The organism is Brevibacterium sanguinis (assembly GCF_003315415.1).
GTDB classification, from domain to species: Bacteria; Actinomycetota; Actinomycetes; order Actinomycetales; family Brevibacteriaceae; genus Brevibacterium; species Brevibacterium celere_A.
This window is the reverse complement of record NZ_QNSB01000005.1, coordinates 151,357-169,832: the sequence shown is the minus strand read 5'-3', so window position 1 is coordinate 169,832 and position 18,476 is coordinate 151,357. Positions and strand designations below refer to the sequence as shown.

The 18,476-nt window shown below is 66.0% G+C and carries 22 protein-coding genes; 7 read left to right on the top strand and 15 right to left on the bottom strand.

Annotated features, from left to right (window positions below; translation table 11 throughout):
- Nucleotides 1-38: 38 nt before the first annotated feature.
- Nucleotides 39-1,505, bottom strand: a complete 1,467-nt coding sequence (locus DFO65_RS08960; RefSeq protein ID WP_113904077.1) for a sugar porter family MFS transporter — start codon at nucleotides 1,503-1,505, stop codon at nucleotides 39-41.
- Between the two features lie 195 nt (nucleotides 1,506-1,700).
- On the opposite strand from DFO65_RS08960, the gene DFO65_RS08955 reads away from it, so the two are divergent.
- The 3 genes from DFO65_RS08955 to DFO65_RS08945 all read left to right on the top strand — a co-directional run bounded on the left by DFO65_RS08955 (nucleotide 1,701) and on the right by DFO65_RS08945 (nucleotide 4,874).
- The gene (locus DFO65_RS08955) at nucleotides 1,701-2,609 is read left to right on the top strand and encodes a cation diffusion facilitator family transporter (RefSeq protein ID WP_113904076.1); all 909 of its coding nucleotides are present in this window, start codon (nucleotides 1,701-1,703) and stop codon (nucleotides 2,607-2,609) included.
- Nucleotides 2,610-2,721: 112 nt separating this feature from the next.
- On the top strand, nucleotides 2,722-3,918 hold the full coding sequence (locus tag DFO65_RS08950) for a pyridoxal phosphate-dependent aminotransferase (RefSeq protein ID WP_113904075.1): 1,197 nt from the start codon (nucleotides 2,722-2,724) through the stop codon (nucleotides 3,916-3,918).
- Entirely contained in the window at nucleotides 3,915-4,874 is a 960-nt protein-coding gene (locus DFO65_RS08945; protein ID WP_113904074.1) for a 2-hydroxyacid dehydrogenase, read from the top strand. The genes DFO65_RS08950 and DFO65_RS08945 overlap by 4 nt, the downstream gene beginning before the upstream one ends.
- A 79-nt stretch (nucleotides 4,875-4,953) precedes the next feature.
- Here DFO65_RS08945 and DFO65_RS08940 read toward each other — a convergent pair whose 3' ends face one another.
- Nucleotides 4,954-5,637, bottom strand: a complete 684-nt coding sequence (locus DFO65_RS08940; protein ID WP_113904073.1) for a type 1 glutamine amidotransferase domain-containing protein — start codon at nucleotides 5,635-5,637, stop codon at nucleotides 4,954-4,956.
- 146 nt (nucleotides 5,638-5,783) lie between these two features.
- Here DFO65_RS08940 and DFO65_RS17285 point away from each other — a divergent pair, with 146 nt between their 5' ends.
- Both DFO65_RS17285 and DFO65_RS08930 read left to right on the top strand, forming a co-directional pair.
- Entirely contained in the window at nucleotides 5,784-7,061 is a 1,278-nt protein-coding gene (locus DFO65_RS17285; protein ID WP_245940569.1) for a helix-turn-helix transcriptional regulator, read from the top strand.
- 116 nt (nucleotides 7,062-7,177) lie between these two features.
- Nucleotides 7,178-7,909, top strand: coding sequence for a hypothetical protein (locus DFO65_RS08930; protein ID WP_147233317.1), 732 nt, complete (start codon nucleotides 7,178-7,180; stop codon nucleotides 7,907-7,909).
- Nucleotides 7,910-8,259: 350 nt separating this feature from the next.
- On the opposite strand, the gene DFO65_RS08925 is transcribed toward DFO65_RS08930, so the two are convergent.
- The 13 genes from DFO65_RS08925 to DFO65_RS08865 form a co-directional block, all read right to left on the bottom strand.
- Nucleotides 8,260-8,595: a hypothetical protein gene (locus tag DFO65_RS08925; RefSeq protein WP_113904071.1), complete on the bottom strand. Its 336-nt coding sequence runs from the start codon at nucleotides 8,593-8,595 to the stop codon at nucleotides 8,260-8,262.
- Nucleotides 8,595-8,933 carry a hypothetical protein gene (locus tag DFO65_RS08920; RefSeq protein WP_113904070.1) on the bottom strand — a complete coding sequence of 113 codons (339 nt, stop codon included), beginning with the start codon at nucleotides 8,931-8,933 and terminating at the stop codon, nucleotides 8,595-8,597. Before DFO65_RS08920 ends, DFO65_RS08925 begins: the two co-directional genes overlap by 1 nt.
- Before the next feature lie 2 nt (nucleotides 8,934-8,935).
- Nucleotides 8,936-9,769, bottom strand: coding sequence for a phage major capsid protein (locus DFO65_RS08915; protein WP_181778678.1), 834 nt, complete (start codon nucleotides 9,767-9,769; stop codon nucleotides 8,936-8,938).
- Between the two features lie 111 nt (nucleotides 9,770-9,880).
- Entirely contained in the window at nucleotides 9,881-10,261 is a 381-nt protein-coding gene (locus DFO65_RS08910) for a hypothetical protein (protein ID WP_113904069.1), read from the bottom strand.
- A gap of 10 nt (nucleotides 10,262-10,271) precedes the next feature.
- A complete protein-coding gene (locus tag DFO65_RS08905) occupies nucleotides 10,272-10,739 on the bottom strand; it encodes a hypothetical protein (protein WP_113904068.1) in 468 nt (155 codons plus the stop codon).
- On the bottom strand, nucleotides 10,736-12,136 hold the full coding sequence (locus DFO65_RS08900; protein WP_113904067.1) for a phage portal protein: 1,401 nt from the start codon (nucleotides 12,134-12,136) through the stop codon (nucleotides 10,736-10,738). Before DFO65_RS08900 ends, DFO65_RS08905 begins: the two co-directional genes overlap by 4 nt.
- 4 nt (nucleotides 12,137-12,140) lie before the next feature.
- On the bottom strand, nucleotides 12,141-13,613 hold the full coding sequence (locus DFO65_RS08895) for a terminase large subunit domain-containing protein (protein WP_113904066.1): 1,473 nt from the start codon (nucleotides 13,611-13,613) through the stop codon (nucleotides 12,141-12,143).
- Nucleotides 13,610-14,065, bottom strand: coding sequence for an HNH endonuclease (locus tag DFO65_RS17455; protein ID WP_113904065.1), 456 nt, complete (start codon nucleotides 14,063-14,065; stop codon nucleotides 13,610-13,612). The genes DFO65_RS08895 and DFO65_RS17455 overlap by 4 nt, the downstream gene beginning before the upstream one ends.
- A 129-nt stretch (nucleotides 14,066-14,194) precedes the next feature.
- Nucleotides 14,195-14,434, bottom strand: a complete 240-nt coding sequence (locus DFO65_RS08885; protein ID WP_113904064.1) for a hypothetical protein — start codon at nucleotides 14,432-14,434, stop codon at nucleotides 14,195-14,197.
- 2 nt (nucleotides 14,435-14,436) lie between these two features.
- Nucleotides 14,437-15,327 carry a helix-turn-helix domain-containing protein gene (locus DFO65_RS08880; RefSeq protein WP_113904063.1) on the bottom strand — a complete coding sequence of 297 codons (891 nt, stop codon included), beginning with the start codon at nucleotides 15,325-15,327 and terminating at the stop codon, nucleotides 14,437-14,439.
- Between the two features lie 93 nt (nucleotides 15,328-15,420).
- Nucleotides 15,421-15,900, bottom strand: coding sequence for a hypothetical protein (locus tag DFO65_RS08875; RefSeq protein WP_113904062.1), 480 nt, complete (start codon nucleotides 15,898-15,900; stop codon nucleotides 15,421-15,423).
- Nucleotides 15,894-16,547, bottom strand: coding sequence for a hypothetical protein (locus DFO65_RS08870; RefSeq protein ID WP_113904061.1), 654 nt, complete (start codon nucleotides 16,545-16,547; stop codon nucleotides 15,894-15,896). The genes DFO65_RS08875 and DFO65_RS08870 overlap by 7 nt, the downstream gene beginning before the upstream one ends.
- On the bottom strand, nucleotides 16,544-16,741 hold the full coding sequence (locus tag DFO65_RS08865) for a helix-turn-helix transcriptional regulator (RefSeq protein WP_113904060.1): 198 nt from the start codon (nucleotides 16,739-16,741) through the stop codon (nucleotides 16,544-16,546). The genes DFO65_RS08870 and DFO65_RS08865 overlap by 4 nt, the downstream gene beginning before the upstream one ends.
- A 226-nt stretch (nucleotides 16,742-16,967) precedes the next feature.
- Here DFO65_RS08865 and DFO65_RS08860 point away from each other — a divergent pair, with 226 nt between their 5' ends.
- Nucleotides 16,968-17,321, top strand: coding sequence for a hypothetical protein (locus tag DFO65_RS08860; protein ID WP_147233315.1), 354 nt, complete (start codon nucleotides 16,968-16,970; stop codon nucleotides 17,319-17,321).
- Entirely contained in the window at nucleotides 17,308-18,435 is a 1,128-nt protein-coding gene (locus DFO65_RS08855; RefSeq protein WP_113904058.1) for a site-specific integrase, read from the top strand. The genes DFO65_RS08860 and DFO65_RS08855 overlap by 14 nt, the downstream gene beginning before the upstream one ends.
- Nucleotides 18,436-18,476 lie beyond the last annotated feature (41 nt).

Genomic DNA, 18,476 nt, shown 5'->3' with positions numbered 1-18,476 from the left:
GAGATGTCAGCGCTCAGGCGTGACATGCCGCTGTCCGATCATTTCCCTGACTTCACCTTCTCCCCGGTGTCCGGATCGCGGTGGAAGCGCTTGAGCAGAGCCGCGTCGATCTCCTCGAACTCGCGGTCCTTGGTCTCCGGCACGTAGCGGCCGATGAACCACAGTCCCAGGGCGCAGATGATCGCGAAGATCCAGAAGGTCTGGCCCTGGCCGATGGCGTGGACCACGCTGAGGAAGACGAGGCTGACGAGGAAGTTCGACGCCCAGTTGACGCCGGTCGAGGCGCTCGACCCGTTGGCCCTGGCCTCGGCGGGGAAGATCTCCCCGACGAGCGTCCAGAAGATCGGTCCGAGTCCCACCGCGTAGACGGCGATGTAGAGGACCATGAACACCAGGGACACGATCGGGCTCCAGCCGGCGACGAAGGAGAGTCCGAGCAGTGCCAGGGTCACCGTCATCCCCGACAGGGAGACGAGGAGCAGCTTCCTCCGCCCGGTGCGGTCGATGAGCCGCACCGCGACGATCGTCATCGCGAGGTTGATGACGCCGATCGCGATGGAGTAGAAGATCGAGTTCGACGCGGTCAGCCCGGTCGACTGCATGATCGACGGCGCGTAGTAGATGATCGTGTTGATGCCGCCGAACTGCTGGATCGCGCCGAGGGTCAGGCCGACGATGAGCGCCGGTCGGACCCGCTCGGTCAGCAGCACGCGCCAGCTGGTCTTCTCGGAGTCGTTCGCCGGGTCCTGACCGGCGGACGAATTCGTCTTCTCCTCATCGCCCTGCCGGCGCTGTTCGATGACCCTGTCGGCGGTCTCCTCGTCGGTGATCGTCACGAAGAACTTCCGCGCCTCGTCCTCGCGGCCGTTGGCCAACTGCCACTGCGGGGACTCGGGGAGGAACCACAGGGCACCGGCGACGATGATCAGAGCGGGAACGGCGCCGACGCCGATCATCTCCCGCCAGCCCTCGATCGGGGAGAACGCCAGGTTGACGAAGTACGCGACGAGGATGCCGACGGTGATGAGGAGCTGATTGAGGGTGAGCATGCGCCCGCGAATCGCCGTCGGTGCGACCTCGGAGAGATAGATCGGGACCGTCGCCGAGGCGGCGCCCACTGCGAGTCCGAGGACGAACCGCGCGATGAGCAGCGTCCAGTAGCCCACGGCGAACACGGCGATGGCCGTGCCGATGAGGAAGATCACGCCCTGCAGTCCCAGGGCCTTGCGCCGTCCGAGGCGGTCGGAGAGCCGGCTGATCCCCAGCGCCCCGATCAGTGCGCCGAGCAGCAGGACGCTGACGACCGACCCCTGTTCGAAGGGAGTGAGGTCGAAATCGGTCTTGATGAACAGCAGAGCACCGGAGATGACACCGGTGTCGAACCCGAAGAGGAAGCCGCCGACGGCGATGATGACGCACCAGCGCCGGACTTTGCGCAGTCCTTCCTTGGGGACCTCCTCGAGCGGATCCTCGGCCTCGGCCGAGTTGGAGTCGTCGCGAGCCATTGTCCTCCTCCATTCCTGCGATGGTCCGGTTCTGTGCCGAACGCGATGTGCCGACGACTCTAACGAATGGTCGCGGCGCACGACAGAAGCTGTGGTGAATCAGCAGTTTCGACCGTCTGAGCACTTCAGTGTCGCGCATGGACCTGTCACGCAGTCGGTGCCGGCCATACACTGGCACCGAGGAGGTCGTGCCGAATGACAGTCATCATCGCCTTCTGTGCGAATCTGCTCGTGGCCATCGCGAAAACCGTGGTCGCGCTTGTCACCGGTTCGGCGTCGATGATGGCCGAGGCCGCCCACTCCTGGGCCGACGCGGGAAACGAGATCTTCCTGCTCATCGCCGACCGGCGTTCGGCTCGGGCGAAGGACGCACGTCATCCCCTCGGCTACGGCCGCGAAGCATACGTGTGGTCCCTGTTCGCCGCCGTCGGGATCTTCACCGCCGGGGCGGTCTTCTCGGTCACCCACGGCATCCATGAGCTGGCCGAACCCGCTCCCGTCGAATCGACGAATCTCGCCTACATCACCCTCGGCGTCGCGTTCCTGCTCGAGGGCGCATCATTCACCCAGGCCGTGGTGCAGGCGCGCAGGAATGCCCGCAAAGCGGATACCTCCGTGCTCCGCCTGGTGCTTGGCACCTCGGACACGACACTGCGAGCGGTGGTCGCCGAGGATGCGGCGGCGCTGGCCGGGATCGTCGTCGCCGCCGCAGGAATCCGGCTCCACGAGATCACGGGCAAAGCCGTCTGGGACGCCGTCGGATCGATCGTCGTCGGGGTGCTGCTGGGCGTCGTCGCTCTCATCCTCATCGACCGCAACCGTCACTTCCTCGTCGGGGCCAGCTCGACCCCGGCGATCCGCAGCCGGGTCGGTCGGGCGCTCCAGGAGCATCCGGACATCAACCGGGTGACCTACCTCCACCTCGAGTACATCGGGCCCGGGCGACTGTTCCTCGTCGCCGAGGTGGACCTCGACGGCGACGACCGCGAGGAGGAGGTCGCCCGGCAGATGCGCCGGATCGAGCAGGAGCTCGAAGGGCACGACCTCATCGAGACAGCCGTCCTGTCACTCTCGGTCAGCGACGAGGCCTCACTGGAGTTCTGAGGCGACGCTCCGGATGAGGATCGACGGATCGAAAGGGTAGCCTGATATATCAACTGTGTACTAGACTCTGCACTGCACGGCACCAACAGAACTCGACGAGGAGTGGATCAACATGCAGCAACTCGCGCAACGGCTCGACCGACTGGGCACCGAAACCGCCTTCAGCGTCGCCCAGGCAGCCGCCGCCTGGAAGGCGAAGGGGAACCGGGTCTACCCCTTCCACCTCGGCGACATCAACATCCCCACCGCCCCGAACATCGTCGAGGCGATGAACAAGGCGATCGCCGACGGCTACACCGGCTACTGCCCCGGCCCGGGGATCCCGCAGCTGCGCGAGGCCCTCGCCGAGGACATCGGATCCCGCCGCGGGATGGAGCTCGACCCGGGCAACGTCGTCGTCATGACCGGCGGCAAGCCCGTCATCACCAAGTTCCTCCAGGCGGTCATGAACCCCGGCCAGGAGGTCCTCTACCCCAACCCCGGATTCCCGATCTACGAATCGCAGATCGAGTACCTCGGCGGAACCGCCGTGCCCTACCGGTACCTGCCCACCGACTCCGGCTTCGCCATCGACCTCGACCAGGTGCGCGACGCCATCACCGAGAACACCGCGGCGATCATCTACAACGACCTGCAGAATCCGATCTCCGCGGAGTCGACGGACGCCGAGCGCGAAGCGATCGCCCGCATCGCCGAGGAGCACGACCTCTGGGTGCTCTCCGACGAGGCCTACTTCGAGACCCGCTACGAGGGCGTGTCGAGTTCGATCGCCTCGCTGCCGGGCATGGCCGAGCGCACCGTCATCCTCTACACGTTCAGCAAGAAGTTCGCGATGACCGGATCCCGGCTCGGCTGTGCGGTCGCCCCCACGGAGATCGCCGAGGTGCTCAGCACCCTGAACACGAACGACGAGTCGTGCACGACCCACTATGTGCAGTGGGCGGGCGTCGAGGCGCTGCGCGGCACCCAGGAGCCGGTGGCGCAGATGCTCGACGTCCTCCGGGATCGTCGGGACGCCGCATGCGAGGTCCTCAACTCGATCCCGGGGATGAACATCGCGGTCCCGCAGTCGACGTTCTACCTGTTCCCCGATGTCACCGAGGCGATGGAGCGCAAGGGCTTCGCCGAGGTCGGCGACTTCGCCTCGGCGGCCCTGTACGAGACCGGGGTGTCCTTCTGCACCCGCGAGCACTTCGGCCGGCGCCAGCCCGGTGAGGACCGGCAGTACATCCGCCTGGCCTACTCCGGCATCGACACCGACGACATCCGTGAGGGCCTCGGCCGCCTGCGCGAATGGGTCGAGGCATGAGCCGCGTCGTCGTCACGGGGCGCATCCCCGACGCCGCGCTCGAGAAGCTGCGCGCCGAGCACGAGGTCGATGCGTGGACCGAGGCGGATTCGATCGGCCGCGACGAGCTGCTCAGCCGCGTCTCCGGAGCCGATGCGATCGTCAGCCTGCTCACGGAGAGGATCGACCCCGAACTCCTCGACGCCGCAGGACCCCAGCTCAAGGTCGTCGCCAACGTCGCGGTCGGCTACGACAACATCGATGTGCCCGCATGCACCGAGCGCGACGTCGTCGCGACGAACACCCCCGGCGTGCTCACCGAGGCGACCGCCGACATCGCGTTCGGGCTCATCCTCATGTCCACCCGCCGCCTCGGCGAGGGTGAGCGGCTCATCCGCTCCGGTCAGGCGTGGAAGTGGGGCATGTTCTTCCTGCTCGGCTCCGGTCTGCAGGGCAAGACGCTGGGCATCATCGGCATGGGCGGGATCGGGCAGGCGACCGCGCGGCGGGCGAAGGCCTTCGGCATGGAGGTCGTCTACCAGTCGCGCAGCGAGATCGATCCGTCCACCGCGGCGGAGCTCGGTGCCCGCCGGGTCGATCTCGACGAGCTGCTCGCCGTCTCCGACGTCGTCTCGGTGCACTGCCCCTACGGTCCTGCGACCCGCCATCTCATCGGCGCCGAGCAGCTCGCGGCGATGAAGGACTCGGCATACCTCATCAACACCGCACGCGGTCCGATCGTCGACGAGGCGGCCCTGGCCGTCGCCCTGCGCGATGGCACGATCGCCGGTGCCGGTCTCGACGTGTTCGAGAACGAGCCCCAGGTCCACCCCGACCTCCTCGACCTCGAGAACGTCGCCCTGGTGCCCCATCTGGGGTCGGCGACGATCGAGACCCGCACGGCGATGGCGACGCTCGCCGCCGACAACGCGCTCGCCGTCCTGAGGGGAGACGAACCACCGACGCCGGTCCGGTGAGCGCATCGCACGCTGATGTCGCGGCTCTCCGCCTGGAGAGCCGCGACCTTCTTCGTATCCGGTGCTCGCCCGAGGCCCGCTACAGCAGGGCCGCGACCTTCTGCGCGGTCTCCGCGGCCGAGCTCGGGTTCTGACCGGTGACGAGCCGGCGGTCGGTGATCGCGAACGAGACGAACGGCAGCTTCGCCTTCATGTAGTGGGCGCCGCGCTTCTTCATCTCCTCCTCGGCGTTATAGGGGACGAGCTTGTCGACACGGGCCAGGACCTCCTCCTGCCAGGCGAAGCCGGTGACGGTCCTGCCGGCGACGAGGAGCGAGCCGTCGGACAGCCGCGTGTTCAGCAGACCGCAGTACCCATGGCACACCGCGGAGACGATGCCGCCGCGCTCCCAGATCTCGCGCGTGATCCTCTGCAGGCCTGCGCTGCCCGGGAAGTCGTACATCACCGCGTGTCCGCCCGTGAAGTAGATCGCATCGTACTCGGTGGAGTCGACCTCGTCGGGGCTGAGTGTGCTGTCGAGCAGGGCCATCCGCTCCGCGTCGTGATGCCAGGCCTTCGCGACCTTGTCGTACGTGGGGAACTTCAGTGATCGCGGCTCCAGAGGTGATCTCCCGCCCTGCGGGCTGACGATCGACTGGGCGAACCCGTGGTCGTCGAACACCTCCCAGGCGTGGACGAGTTCGGAGAGCCACAGTCCCGTGGGGTGAGAAGGGTCGTCGTAGTGGCTGACGTTGGTGACGACGTGGAGAATGCGCTTGGTCATGGGAGGTTCTCGCTTCCTCGGCAGCGGTCCGGACACCGGCATCGGTCGGGTGTCTCGGTTCCACGAGGCTATGAACTGATGCGAGCACTGTCAACGGCTCCGGCGGTCGGACTCACCGGTGGTGAGGGCTGACGTACCATGAGTCCATGTCCGTGGCCGTGCGCAGACGAGACGTGGTCGAGCCTCTGGGAGTGGCGGTTGCCGGCCTGCTGGTGGCGGCCGGGCTCGTCTCCCTGCGCGTGAGCGGACACGCGAGCTTCGCGACGGATCCGCTGGGCGCGCTGGCCCTGGTCGGTGCCGCCGTCGTCGCGGCCGCGGCAGGGGTCCGGCTCTCCGCGGCCGGTGCCCGCCGCGCGGCGACTTGGTCGAGGTGGCTGACCCTCGCCGTTCTCATCTATCCGGTCACGGCCCTGTGGGCGGTCGGATCCCATGCCGTCGGCCTCCCGGGCGCGGCGCTCGCCATCGCGGTGTGGAGCTCTGCGTGGATCCCATCGCTGGTCTTCGGACAGCTGACGGCCTCGGCCGCGATTCGGGAGGTCGGACGGCGCCGATCCTGGCCGCACGCGGTGGTGCTCGTGTCGATGGGCCTGGCCGTGGTGACCAACCTCGTGCTCGTCGTGCCCGCAGCGCCGTTCACCGGTGTCCCCACCATCGCACCGGAATCCTGGCACACCCGCCTCGCCCCGCTCGGCCTCGCGGTCACGCTCCTGAGCGGGCTCGCCCTGCTCCTCCTGCCGGTCCGCCTCTGGCGGGCGGCCCTGACATCCGAGGGCGCTGCCCGTTCCCGGTTCGCCGTGGCGGCGGCAGGGACGAGTGCCGCACCGCTGACGATCGTGTTCTGCCTGCTGCTCGCGGCAGCGCGCAGTCCTGGCGGTGTTGACCCGTCGCTCGGTTCAGTGGCCTTCCTCGTGGCGTTGGCGGCCTCGGGCGCCTTGAGTGCGGCGTGCGCGGTGCTGGCCTCCCGTGGTGCCGTCGCTCCCTCTCACCTGTTGATCGTCGTGCGCGGAACGGGGATGACCGCCGCGGCTCTCCTCGTCATCGGACTCGGCACCATGGCGGCCGCACCCGGCGTCGGATTCGGGGCCACCGCGACCGCTGTGCTCATCGCGGCCGCCACCGTGGTGGTCCTCGGTGGGGCATGGTTCGGCACCGGGGCGCTGGCGCGGTCCCTGCTCACCGTCGCCGATCCCCTCGCCGCAGTGCCGACGCGGCTGGAGCGGCTGACACCCCGGGAGAACGAGGTGCTCGCCCTCCTCGCCGAAGGCGCGAGCAACGCCGGGATCGCGCAGCAGCTCGTCGTCTCCACCCGCACCGTCGATGCCCACCTGCGCTCGATCTTCGCGAAACTCGACCTCGGCGGCCCCGGCGACCTGACGAACCGACGGGTCAGGGCGGCCCGTATCTGGCTCGAGGCCCAGGAATAGGTGGAACCGCCGAGGCGCATCGGCGTCATCGCCGATGCCCTCCACCTGCCCGGTCGGGGAGAGTCGAAGGTAGCGCGGCCCGCGCCACCGATGTCGACTCGACCCGGGAGAGAACCATGACCACCGCCGAAGTGCCATCCCCATCACCCGTCTCCCTCCCCCACCCGCCCCTCGGTCGATCCGCGCCGTCTCGGGTGACGCTCGTCGTCCTCTTCGTCCTGCTGCTGGTCAGCCTTGCCGCCCGGACCGTGTTCACGCTGTGGGAGCCGGTCTTCGACGGCGAGATCCGCTACGACGACGTGCGCCGGCTCGGCGACGCCTATTGGCCGATGAATCTGTATGTGGGCGGTCCCGGCTACGCGGTCTCCTGGGTGGTGACCGCCGTCTTCATGGTGCTGCTCGGTCGGGGCCGAAGCGCCGTGGTCAACCTCATCGGCGCCCACCTCGCAGGGGTGGGCGGAATGATCTTCGCCCTGGCCATCACCGCCGAGGTACTGCCGTTCGTCTTCGCCGACAGCTCGGCGCTGCCGGAAGTTGAAGCCCGAGCCCTGTTCGACGCCTTCAACGCGCAGCTGCCTCTGCTGGTCCCGGCGATCCTCGGGGCGACGACCGCGATCGGTCTCGGCGTCCTGCTCGTGTTCGCGACCGCCCTGTGGACCGGGGCAACGCCGAGGTGGTTCGCGGCAGTGGGCATCATCAGCCTCGTGGTGCTCCTCGGCGCCCCGCTCGAGAGGCTGCCGCACATGGTCACGGTCGTCAGCTACCTGCTCCAGGTCACGCTCCTCGCCGGACTCGGCTGGTACGGACTCCGGAGCGGTCTGCGTGCCACCGCTGCTCAGGCACGGTGAGGCTGCGAGGATCGAAAGCCATCGGCGGGAGGAGAGGATCCACGCCGGATTCTGCTGCGGCGGGGGTGACGTCCAGGGCGACGCCCGGGTGACTTCGCTTCCGCGGTGAGAGTTCGATGGTGGGCCCAGAGGGACTCGAATTCTCTGCCGAGGGGTGACCACTCCCCCACTACCCCGGTTTCAAGCGGTTCTGGCTTCCCTTGCATGTCGTTAGATCACCCAGTTTTACGATGAAAGTGAGTCAAATGTGAGTCACGAGATTCGGGCCCGGAAACCACGAACCCCCGGCGGGCCGGAATGAATCGGCTGGCCGGGGGTCGGTGGTTCTTCAGAGGTGGTCCCATTCTACCTCAGTTGGCCCTTCCCAGGAGCTGGACGGCCTGGAAGATCGGCTTGCCGTAGCGGAAGCGAACCTCGGGGGCGTCGATCGTGTAGTCGTATCCCTGCCACCGAATCCGCGTGTACCTCGGGTCATACTCGATCGGCTCCATGAGCGCGGTCAGCTGCCGAGTGAAGACCAGGCCAGGACTGGTGCCCTGATCGTCAAGGCCAGTCGATTCGTAGTAGACGTGAGACTTGACCGGGATCAGGGTCGGGTTGTTCCAGTCCGGAGTGGGGACGCCGCGCACGTCGACCAGCGTCGCAATGACCAGCTGGATCGTCTGAGTGTAGTGAATCCCGATCATCACAGTGCCCGTTTCCGGTAGGCGTTGAGCACCGCCAGCTCTGCGAGCGTGAAGCCCTCGAACACGGTCGGCGTCTCCGAGTACTCGCCCACCTGGAACCGCTTCACCTGCGTCGGGTTCGCCGCGACCCGGATGACGGCGAGCTTGACCGCGGAGACGACAGACGGCTTGGCCTGCAGACCGTCGATCGAGAAGCCTTCCCCGCGGGTGTACTCCTTCGCCATTTCCCAGATCACGTCGACGTACGCCGAGGCGAGGGTGACCGCCTCGGCGTCGTCGGCGCGGTTCATGAGCGTGGCGATCTCGGCCCCGGTCGGCTTCGACTGCCAGTCAGCCATGATCAGGGCGCATCCGTGAGGACGATGACGCCCTCGGGGTGGAGCAGCCCGAGGTCGAACCGTGCAGTGACCCGGATCGCCTGCTCGTCGAACTCGGCGTAGCGCTGATCGAGCAGCTTCACGGTCGGGTTGGTGTCGCGGGCGACGGCGACCTCGGCCATGTTCGCCAGGACCGCCTTGCCGGTCGGCAGCTTGTTCGTGACGGTCACCGGGATGCCGAACAGGGTGTACGACGCGCCGGCAGTGAGGTCGGAGACGATCAGGTACTTACCGTCCGCATCCTTGAGCTTGCGCAGCGCGAAGAAGTCCGTCCCGCTGATGAACCACCGGGTCGGGGTCACCTCCGCAGCCGAGGCCATGGCAAGGGCGTCGAGCAGGCTGTCCGGGTTGGTGGTGTCGAGAACGGCCTGCTGAGCGCCAGCCTGGTTGACGATGCCGGTCACGGATCCGTTGGTCCCGTCACCAACGAGGAACGCGGTGTCGAGCTTGCGGGACACGTCGGAGACGAGGCGCTCCTTGAGCACCGCGTCGAGGCCGACAGTGGACTGGCGCAGCAGTTCGTTCGTGAAGCGGATGAGCGTCTTGATCGACTTCCGGTCCCGCGGCATCAGCGTCACCTCGTCGAAGTTGACGTCGTGCTCGGGGATGAGCTCACCCTCACCGACCCATGCGGGGCTCGAGGACGAGACGAGCTTCGGGATGCGCAGCGGCTCGGCGGTGTCGAAGATCCGCACGCCCGAAGACAGGAAGATCGACTGCGCCTCAAGTGGCTGGATGAGCAGGGCGGACACCTGCTCTTTGAGCAGTTCGGGATTCGCAGCGGTGGTTTCAACCATGATTGGCACCTTTCAGAGAAATGAGTGATCGTTTCCCTCGGTGCCAGACCGACGATGGGGAGCCGCCACCAGGACGACTCCCCACCAGTATACCCCCGCGGGGTGTTCCAACTATTCTGTCGGCGCTTCAAACTTCCGCAGGTCGTCTTCAAGCGACTTCAAGAAATTGCTCGCGCGGTTGAGCTCAACGGTCGCTTCTTGCGCCAGCTCTTCGGCGTGACTGGCCATATAGCCGACGAACATCGAAGCGTCGGATCCGTTCGTGGTCCTAAACTTCACTTCGATTGGCCCGAACTTGAGGTCGGCCATTGTGTGGTTCTTCCCGGCGTATCCATCGAAAGCACGGGCGATCTTCTGCTTCTCGATCTCCGTGAGCTCCCGGTCCATCCGCACGGTCACATAGGCCGTGTTGTGAACTGAGTACCAGTCAACGTCGGATTGGTCTCGGTCAACCGTTACTTGCTCAAGGCGGTAGGGGTTCAATGGTTCCATGGCTTCTCCTTCACGTTCGCGACCGCAGTATCGCTGCGAGATCGACCGTAGCACTGTCCTCTGACACGCCCTGGCCGACATTGCCGGTCGGGGTGCGCTTGGCCAGGTACGGCTTGCGGGCCAGCAGCTCGTCGATCGCCGCCGTCAGTGCCTCGGCGTCCTCGAGGTGCTTCTCGTTGAACTCGAGGTCGTCGGGGTCCATGAGTCGCCCTGTGGCCGCGACGTAGGCGCTGTGGAGCTTGTGCGCCAGGTCGTCGGCACGCTGGGCCCGCTGGCGGTAGCGGGCGTTCTCATCCCGCAGCTTCTCGACGTACTCACGCGGGAAGGTGTCGTCCTCGCCCTGCTCCTGGTCCTCGGGCGTCTCGTCGGTGGGGTGTGTCTGGTCTACCCCATCCTCGTTGGGCGCCTCGGTTGCCGGCTCCTGCCCGGTGGCGGTGACCTCGACGTCCTCGGTCTCGGTGACGGTCTGGTCGGTCATGATGCTTCTCCTTGTCGTGTTTCATTGGCAGCGGCGAACAGCCCCGCCGCCGCCAGACTTGCGGGCTTGTTCATTCCCCGGCTCTCGAGGATCTGGGCGAGGTCGGCGCGGGCCTGCACATCGGCGATCGCGCCGCGTGCTGCTTCCCGGTCCTTTGCCGCCTCGATGCGGGAGATCTCGTCGGCGTTGTAGCCGAGGCGCTCGAGCGCGACCGCGGCGGGCAGGACGCCGGCCTGGACGAGCTTCGTCACCGCGTCGGCCTCCTGCGCGGCTGAGCGGGTCGACGGGTCCGCCCACGTCACCCCGATCTCGACCGTCGCCGGGTCGACACCGGTCTGGACCGCGGTGATGAGCTGAGCGACCTGCTTCCATGAGCGTCCGAAGATGCCCTGCTTCGCCTCGGCCTTCGCTGTCAGGGTGGCCTCGGATGCGCGGATGCTGTCGGCGCTGGTCGGGTTCGACCCGGACAGGCCGAGCATGTGATCGGGCAGACCAGAGACCGCACTGATCTCGCGCATGATGACCCCGATCGCGTTCTCGTAGCCGATGAGGTCGGCGCCGGCCAGTTGACCGAACTTCGCATCGGCCGCTTCCGAGATCATCATCCGGTCGGATTCGCCGTAGGGGTTGACGACCTCCTTGGTCCCGTCCTCGGCTTCGATTTCGTCGAGTTCGATGCCGGTCGCCCACCGGCGCGGGCGGGCCGAATACTCCGAGGCGGTGAGCAGGTCCGTCGTCAGCTTCACCGCGGCATCGGTGAGGGCGAGCACGTCGAGCATCTCGGACACGCCGCGGGTGAGCAGCCGGCCACCGTTGCGGAACGCGACGACCGGGGGCCGGCCAAGCGAGTTCGGCAGCGCCTCGACGGGCTCGAATCCCGTCGTCGTGGCACCTGTCGTGCGGGAGACGTAGTGCACGATCTCGTCCGGGCCGTACCAGACGGCTCGGGCGCCGTCCTTCGTCGACCACCGCTTCACCGCCGAGGTGACCTGCCGAGTTGCCGGGTCAGTGGTCACAGCGACTTGCGTGGCCGATTCCACGGACACCAGCGGTCGCCCCTGAGTGTCAGCCCAGACGATGACGTAGGAGTCGCCGAGCAGCAGGGCTTCACGGTGAACGACCGACGAGAGCGTGTCCATGTCGTTGGACAGCCACGCCGACCACACGTCAGGGCGGGTGAACCCGGTGACGCGCAGACGCTCCGCGATCGTCTCGACGACCAGGCGCGGGACGTTGACCGAGACCGACGACAGGCGGTTGCCGAGGTTCTCCCGCGCCTCGGGCGACAGGAACGTCAACGGCTGCTTGCCTTCGTAGTAGCGGGTCAGCCGAGTGTACTCAGCCGCCGGCTCGTCGATCTTCTGCAGGATCTCCGTGAGCTCGTTCTTCGTTGGCATCTTTCTACCTCCTGAATGACACCGTGCGGCGTCTCTTCGGTTTCTTCGTCGCCCTCCACGTGGCTCGTGAGTGGGCCATGACCAGGCACGCGGCCAGGTCGATCTTGCGGGCGTGGCGCGACCTCGAGGCCTTCGCCAGCCTGATCCCGCGGTCACCCTCCGTCACCACAGCGGCGGCGACATGGGCGGCGAGCTTCGGGTCGCCCGAGTGCGAGAGCTTCCCGTTGACGGCGGCTGAGTACAGATCCCCAGTCGCCGCAGTCAGTCGGGTCGGTGAGTGCGGGAACTCCACGACCGGCAGACCCTCGGCCTCGAGCACCTGCAGTGTCCGCGTCCACCGGAACGGGTCGGCAATGATCTCAACGACCTCGAATCGCCGGCACGCCGCCCTGATCGTGTCCTCGACCTCCGAGACCGGCACCCGCCAATGGTCGTCACCGGGAGGCTTCTCCCACACGGCAAGGGGGTGGAAGTGGGGCTCCGTCGCCACGGTGCCGATGAGCAGCGCCGTGGTGTCGTCGGAGAAGCTGCCGTCGAGAGCGATCACGACCTCGGCGCCGTCCTCGATGAGCTCACCAGTGTTCAGGCCGTCCCACACACCGGGCGGCAGGAACCCGCCCTCGGTCTCCGACGCCAGCTGACACAGCCGAGCACGCCGGAACGTCGCCTCGCGCGTCTTCGGCGGCATCAGGGCGTGGAGAGCGTCACGGTGAAGGAAATCGTCGAGAGCGGGATTGGCAAGCTCCCAGCAGTGAGTGCAGTCGACCGGGTGGTGCTCGAATCCTGCCGCCGAGTACTCCCGGAACCGCAGTGTCGTGTCCTCAGGGTGGTCGGCGGCGTACTCGCGCAACGACAGGAGCACCTGATCGTCAAGATTCGGGCCCGGTGTCCCGATCGCCACCAGCACGGACCGTTCCCGCTTGCCCTGAGCCAACTGCACGACCTCGAACAAGTCACGGTTGACGACGCCGGCCTCATCGACGATCGCCATGACGTAATCGAGCCCCTCTGCCGATGCTGCCGAGGCCGGCATGACCTGGAACGTCGAGTCGGTGGCCGGATAGTACAGGCGGTCCTTGAACACCTGGCACCGGGCCGAGAGTTCGTCGGAGAGCTCCACCATGCGACGGGCCGCGTTGAACGCCAGACCCGCCTGCCGCTCGTCGACGGCGAACACGACGACGTTCGCCCCGTCGCCCCAGTTGAAGAACGCGTACAGGGCGATCGCGGCGTTGAGCGTCGTCTTGCCTTGGCCGCGGGGCAGCATCAGCCCGACAGTGCGAGCACCCGAGTCGAGGACGTCGGCGGCGATCTCCACCTGCCACGGGCGCAGCCTCAGCTTCGTCCGCGCCCCGGTGCCCTTGGGCACCTTGACGAACTTCTCCGTCCACTTCACGAACCGCTCCGATTCGACCTTCGTCCGGGGACGGAATGGCAGCGGAGAGTCATCGACAGCGGCCTTCGGCCCAGCCTTCACGGTCGGTCTCCCTTCTGCCCGAAAATACCCCGCGGGGGTGTATAACGCTCCCTGCGGCTACCGGGCGGCGTCGGGGAGTAACTTAGGTGGGGGTCATCCCCCCGGATCTTCGCGGCGATAGCTGCTTCGACTTCGGGACTCGCCTTGACTCCGGCGAGTTCCGAGTTACAGGGCTTGCACAGCACGCGGAGGTTGGGCAGTTCGTAGGCCCATTCGGGTCGGTCCGTGAAGCGGACGATGTGGTCGACGCTGAGCCGGTCTCTGGATCCGCAGCGTTCGCAGAAGGGCTGTTGCCGGCGCAGTCGTCGACTGAGGTTCTTCCATCTCGTGCGGTTCGCATATGCGGGATGGTCGACGTTGGGTGTGCCTGAGTGCGTCGGCAGCTGGTGGTCGTCGCACCGAGTGTCGAGGCTGGGCGTGCCGCAGACGATGCACGGCTTGAGTCGGGTCATGGCGCCATGTCCTCCGTCCAGGTGTTCTCACAGCCGTCGCACTCGTAGGCATACGCGATCTTCGTGCCCCATGGTTCTGCAGTGCAGGGCTCGGTCCTGGTGCCGCATGAGGGGCACGATGAGAGTGGCCTACTCATCGGTGATCCTCGGGTGGTTCTCGATCTGCTCGCGCAGTTGCACGAGGAATCGGGTCGGATCTCCTGGTGTCCCGGTCGCGCTCGAGCCGGTGCCGAGGATGATGTCGACGAGGGCAGCGATCAGTCCCACCGGGTCGGCGTTGTGGACGATCGCCTCGATCGCCTTGTGGTCGTCATTCGCTTGGGCCTGAACGAGGGCCAGGGCGTCGAGATAGTTGTCTCGCAGTGTCATGGTCAGCTCACCTTCAGTTCGTAGTTGACTCCCGTTGCGAAGTCGGACGGCGGTTGCCGTCCTTGCGTTGGGTCGAAGTAGCGTCCATCGTTGATCGCAGTACGCAGGAACGTCTTGAGCCACTTCCCGGCTTCGTAGCGATCGGCTGCTTTCGCGGGGATTGAGAACTTCTCTTCGAAGTACTCAGCGAAGTCCTCACCGAACATCTCCCAGATCTCCCCTGAGACCTTCTCGGCTGCTTCGTCGTATTCGAGTTGGCAGACTTCTTGGCTGACTCTGCCGATCTTCGACTGCTTCATGGCTTCACCGGCGGTCTGAATCCACGTGAGCAGATTCTTGTACGCGGTCTGGTCGAGATCCTTGAGCGCCACGATGTTGGTGGCGGGCGCGATCGATTCGGCAGAATCGGTCGTAACACAGTCCATGATCTGATCTATGTTCTGATCTATAACCTGATGGGGTCCCACTGAGTGTGACCCTTCCTGCACAGTGGGTGTGACCCTTGTGCACACTGAGTGTGACCCTTCGCCCACTGAGTGTGACCCTTGTGGATCGAGAAGGGTCACAGTGGGTGTGACCCTTTCATCTCCTGGATTCTCGCCGTGGAGCCGATGCGGATAGCCGAGGCGGTAGACGTTCGCCCAGCCCTTCTTGACCTGGTTTCCCCCTTGCTCGACGAGGACGAGATAGCCGAGCTCGATGAGGCGGTTGAGGCACTTGTCCAGGCTGTTCCGGTGGATGCACGATTCCTCGATGAGGCGTTTGCGTCCCGGCCTGATGTTCGCGCCTTTCGCGTCCGAGTAGCTCCACAGAATCGTCAGCAGCCTGTGCTCAGCGTGGCTGAGGTCATCGGCGCCCCGCATGCACGCGTTGAACCAGTCGAACTTCTTCATGGCCTATACCTGAGCTCGAGCCCTGGGGTACGCCGGACGTACCCCAGGCGAGCTCATTCCCTTCTCTCCCGGCATGGGCGTTACGGTTGGTTGTCACGCGCGAGGTCGCGCCCTGGCGGGTCTCTCGGGTCGGGTCGGCGCCGGCTCGATATCGTCGAGCATGAGCGGGTCGACGAGGATCTGAGCCACGCGGTCGGGGTCATCGTCGAATCGTGCGAGCACGGCCTCGGGCTTGCAGGTGGCGACCCAGACCACTCGATCCTCACGCGGATACAGAGTGTTCGTGACCAACGCCTGCGCCGTGGCCTTGTCCGCGGTCCACGACATGCGATCGACCTCTTCGGGCACGGCGGTGCGGTAGATGACCCGCGGGAGCCGCGTCATCGGCGTGCGGATGCCGTTGACCACGTAGCCGACCGCCCGGAACAGTTCGATCCACTTGCGCTGCCCGAGCAGATCCTCGGGATAGTACGATTCCCGCATCCACGCATAGCCGAGATGGTCGGCCAAGTTGTCGAGGTCGTCGATGCGGCCTTCTTCGAGCCGGCGGTAGAGCTGTTTGGCGGTCAGCACGACGACGGCCCCCTGAGGTCCAGTCCGGGCTCGTCGCCGAGCTTGCGCACCCGCTCGGCGAGAGCGCAGAACCAGTCGGCCATGGTCTCGAGGTCGTCGAGCTCGATGCTCAGGCACGCCCGACGCTCGCCATTCGACCCGACCTGCAGATCCACGTACCAGGGCGTGGTGTAGCCGTAGCCTCGCTCCTCGAGGCGCATGGGCGTGGCCTCGAGGAAGTACGACTCCCCATCGGTCTCGGCGACTCGCTCGAATCGACGCGACGGACCCTGGTGGGCAACGTCGGGCCCGCCGTGCGAGGTGCACAGAGACGGAACACACCCGGCCATGTGACGAATCGGCTTGTAGGTCGGATCTTCGAACTTCTCCCATTCGCGCTCGACGGGAGTCGTGTCAGTGGGCTGTGGGACAATGGGGGTATCGTTCTTCATGGTCTGTTCACCTTCCAAGGGGTTCGGATCGGCGGCATCGGGTGAGTTCTTGGCGGGACCCCCGGTGCCGCTTTCGTTGTTGTGGCGAGCGATCGCATCGCCCGAGACCTCGAATGGGTCATCGTCAGGGACGCGCTCGTACATGGCGTTGAGCTTGGCCGCTGACAGATTGCCGAGGACGGCGACGTCGCGCCGGTCGTCGTCGAGGGTGTTCATGCCGTCCGCTCCTGTATGGCGTCCCGCTCGTAGGCGAGCACGTCCTCGAGCCGGTAGTAGACGCGGCGCCCGAGCTTGAAGAATCGCGGCCCCTTGCCCTTGTGCCGGAGAGCGGCGAGGGCTGGCGGCGTGGTGTCGTATCGCTTCGCGAGCTCTTCGGGAGTGAAGACCTCGGAGGTCGTCGTGGTGGTCATTTTCGCATCCCTTCGTTTCCACTACGGTGTATTGCACCGCGTTATGGGATACGTTGTCATCATTTATTGATCGTGTCAAGCCTGGTGCGGTATCGTTTCCAATATGGCGGATAAGAGTGATAGACAACGGGGTAATCCAATTGATCAGACTGGGATGCAGGTCGCGACGAACGTCAGAAGATGCAGGCTCCGACAAGACTGGTCGCTGTCGACTCTCGCGGAGGTGATGACCACCAAGGCGGGGAGAACCATCAACGCCTCGGGTCTGCAGAAGATCGAGGCGGGAGTACGCCGTGTCGACGTCGATGACCTCATGGCGCTCGCACTGTGCCTCGGGGTGACTCCCAACACGCTACTGCTTCCGTACTCGTATTCCGACGAAACGTCTTACGCGATCACCGGGGGCGCCGATGCCTGGACTGGTCGGCAGCTGTGGGAATGGGCAAGGGGTCGCGAGGCGCTGCCCGTCGAGGTGGCTAACACCGAGGTGGCGCAGCTACTCGACCAGCTAAGGCGTCACGAGTTCGTGCTCAACAACAACCCAGACGAGAGTGACGGCCAGGACGATGGCGACGATTGAGGCATACGAGACCAAGGCGGGCAAGCGCTACCGGGTGCAGTACACGAAACCGGACGGCAACCGCACGATGAAGCGCGGCTTCGCCACCAAGCGGGACGCCAATGACTGGCTGGCGCAGACTCAGGTGAACGTCGCCAGCGGATCATATGTGGCGCCCTCGGCTGGACGAGTGACGGTCGGCAGCTTGTGGCCGGCCTGGTACAAACGCAAGTCGCGACTCAAGAAGTCGACTCTCCGCGGTTACGAGACAGCGTGGCGAGTCCATGTCGAGCCGGTCTGGGGCTCGAGGGCCGTGGCGACGATCAAACCCACTGCCGTCGAGGACTGGATCGCAGAGCTCAGCGGGTCTGGCAAGTCGGCCACGGTTGTCAAGCGGGCCAATGGGGTGCTCAGTGGCATTCTTGCCGACGCCGTGAAGGATCAACGCATTGCCTCGAATCCTGCGGCCAAGCCCGAGAACATGCCGAAGAAGTCGAGCCGCGATCACGTCTATCTCACACACCAGCAGGTGCAGACGATGGCCGACAGTGCCGACGGGCAGTGGTCGACTCTCATCCTGTTCGCCTGCTACACAGGACTCCGGTGGGGTGAGCTCACGGGGCTTCGAGTGAAGGCGCTCGACATGCTTCGGCGCCGGGTGCGGGTCGCCGTCAACGCGGTCGAGGTGGGATCGACGATCGTCGAGGGTGAGCCGAAGTCGTGGGAGCGCCGCTGGGTGCCGTTCCCGAAGTTCCTCGCACCACTCCTGGCGCAGCAGTGCGAGGGCAAGCAGCCTGACGATCTGGTGTTCACCGCACCATTGCGCGGCGGCTTCATGCGACACCCGAAGACGGGCAAGGGGTGGTTTCACCGGGCCTCGCTCGCAGCCGGCGCCGAGGGAATGGTCATTCATGACATGAGGGCGACTGCGGCGAGCTTGGCGGTCTCCGCTGGGGCGAACGTCAAGGTCATCCAGCGGATGCTCGGGCACAAGTCCGCTGCCATGACTCTCGACACCTATAGCGACCTTTTCGACGACGACCTCAACGCCGTTTCGGACGCGCTAGATTCCGCTCGTTCAGCACAGCTTTCACAGAATGTGAGTCAAAAACGAGTCAATTCGGCCTCGGAGTGAATGCACAAGAGCCGCGATCCTTGAATTCTCGGGGATCGCGG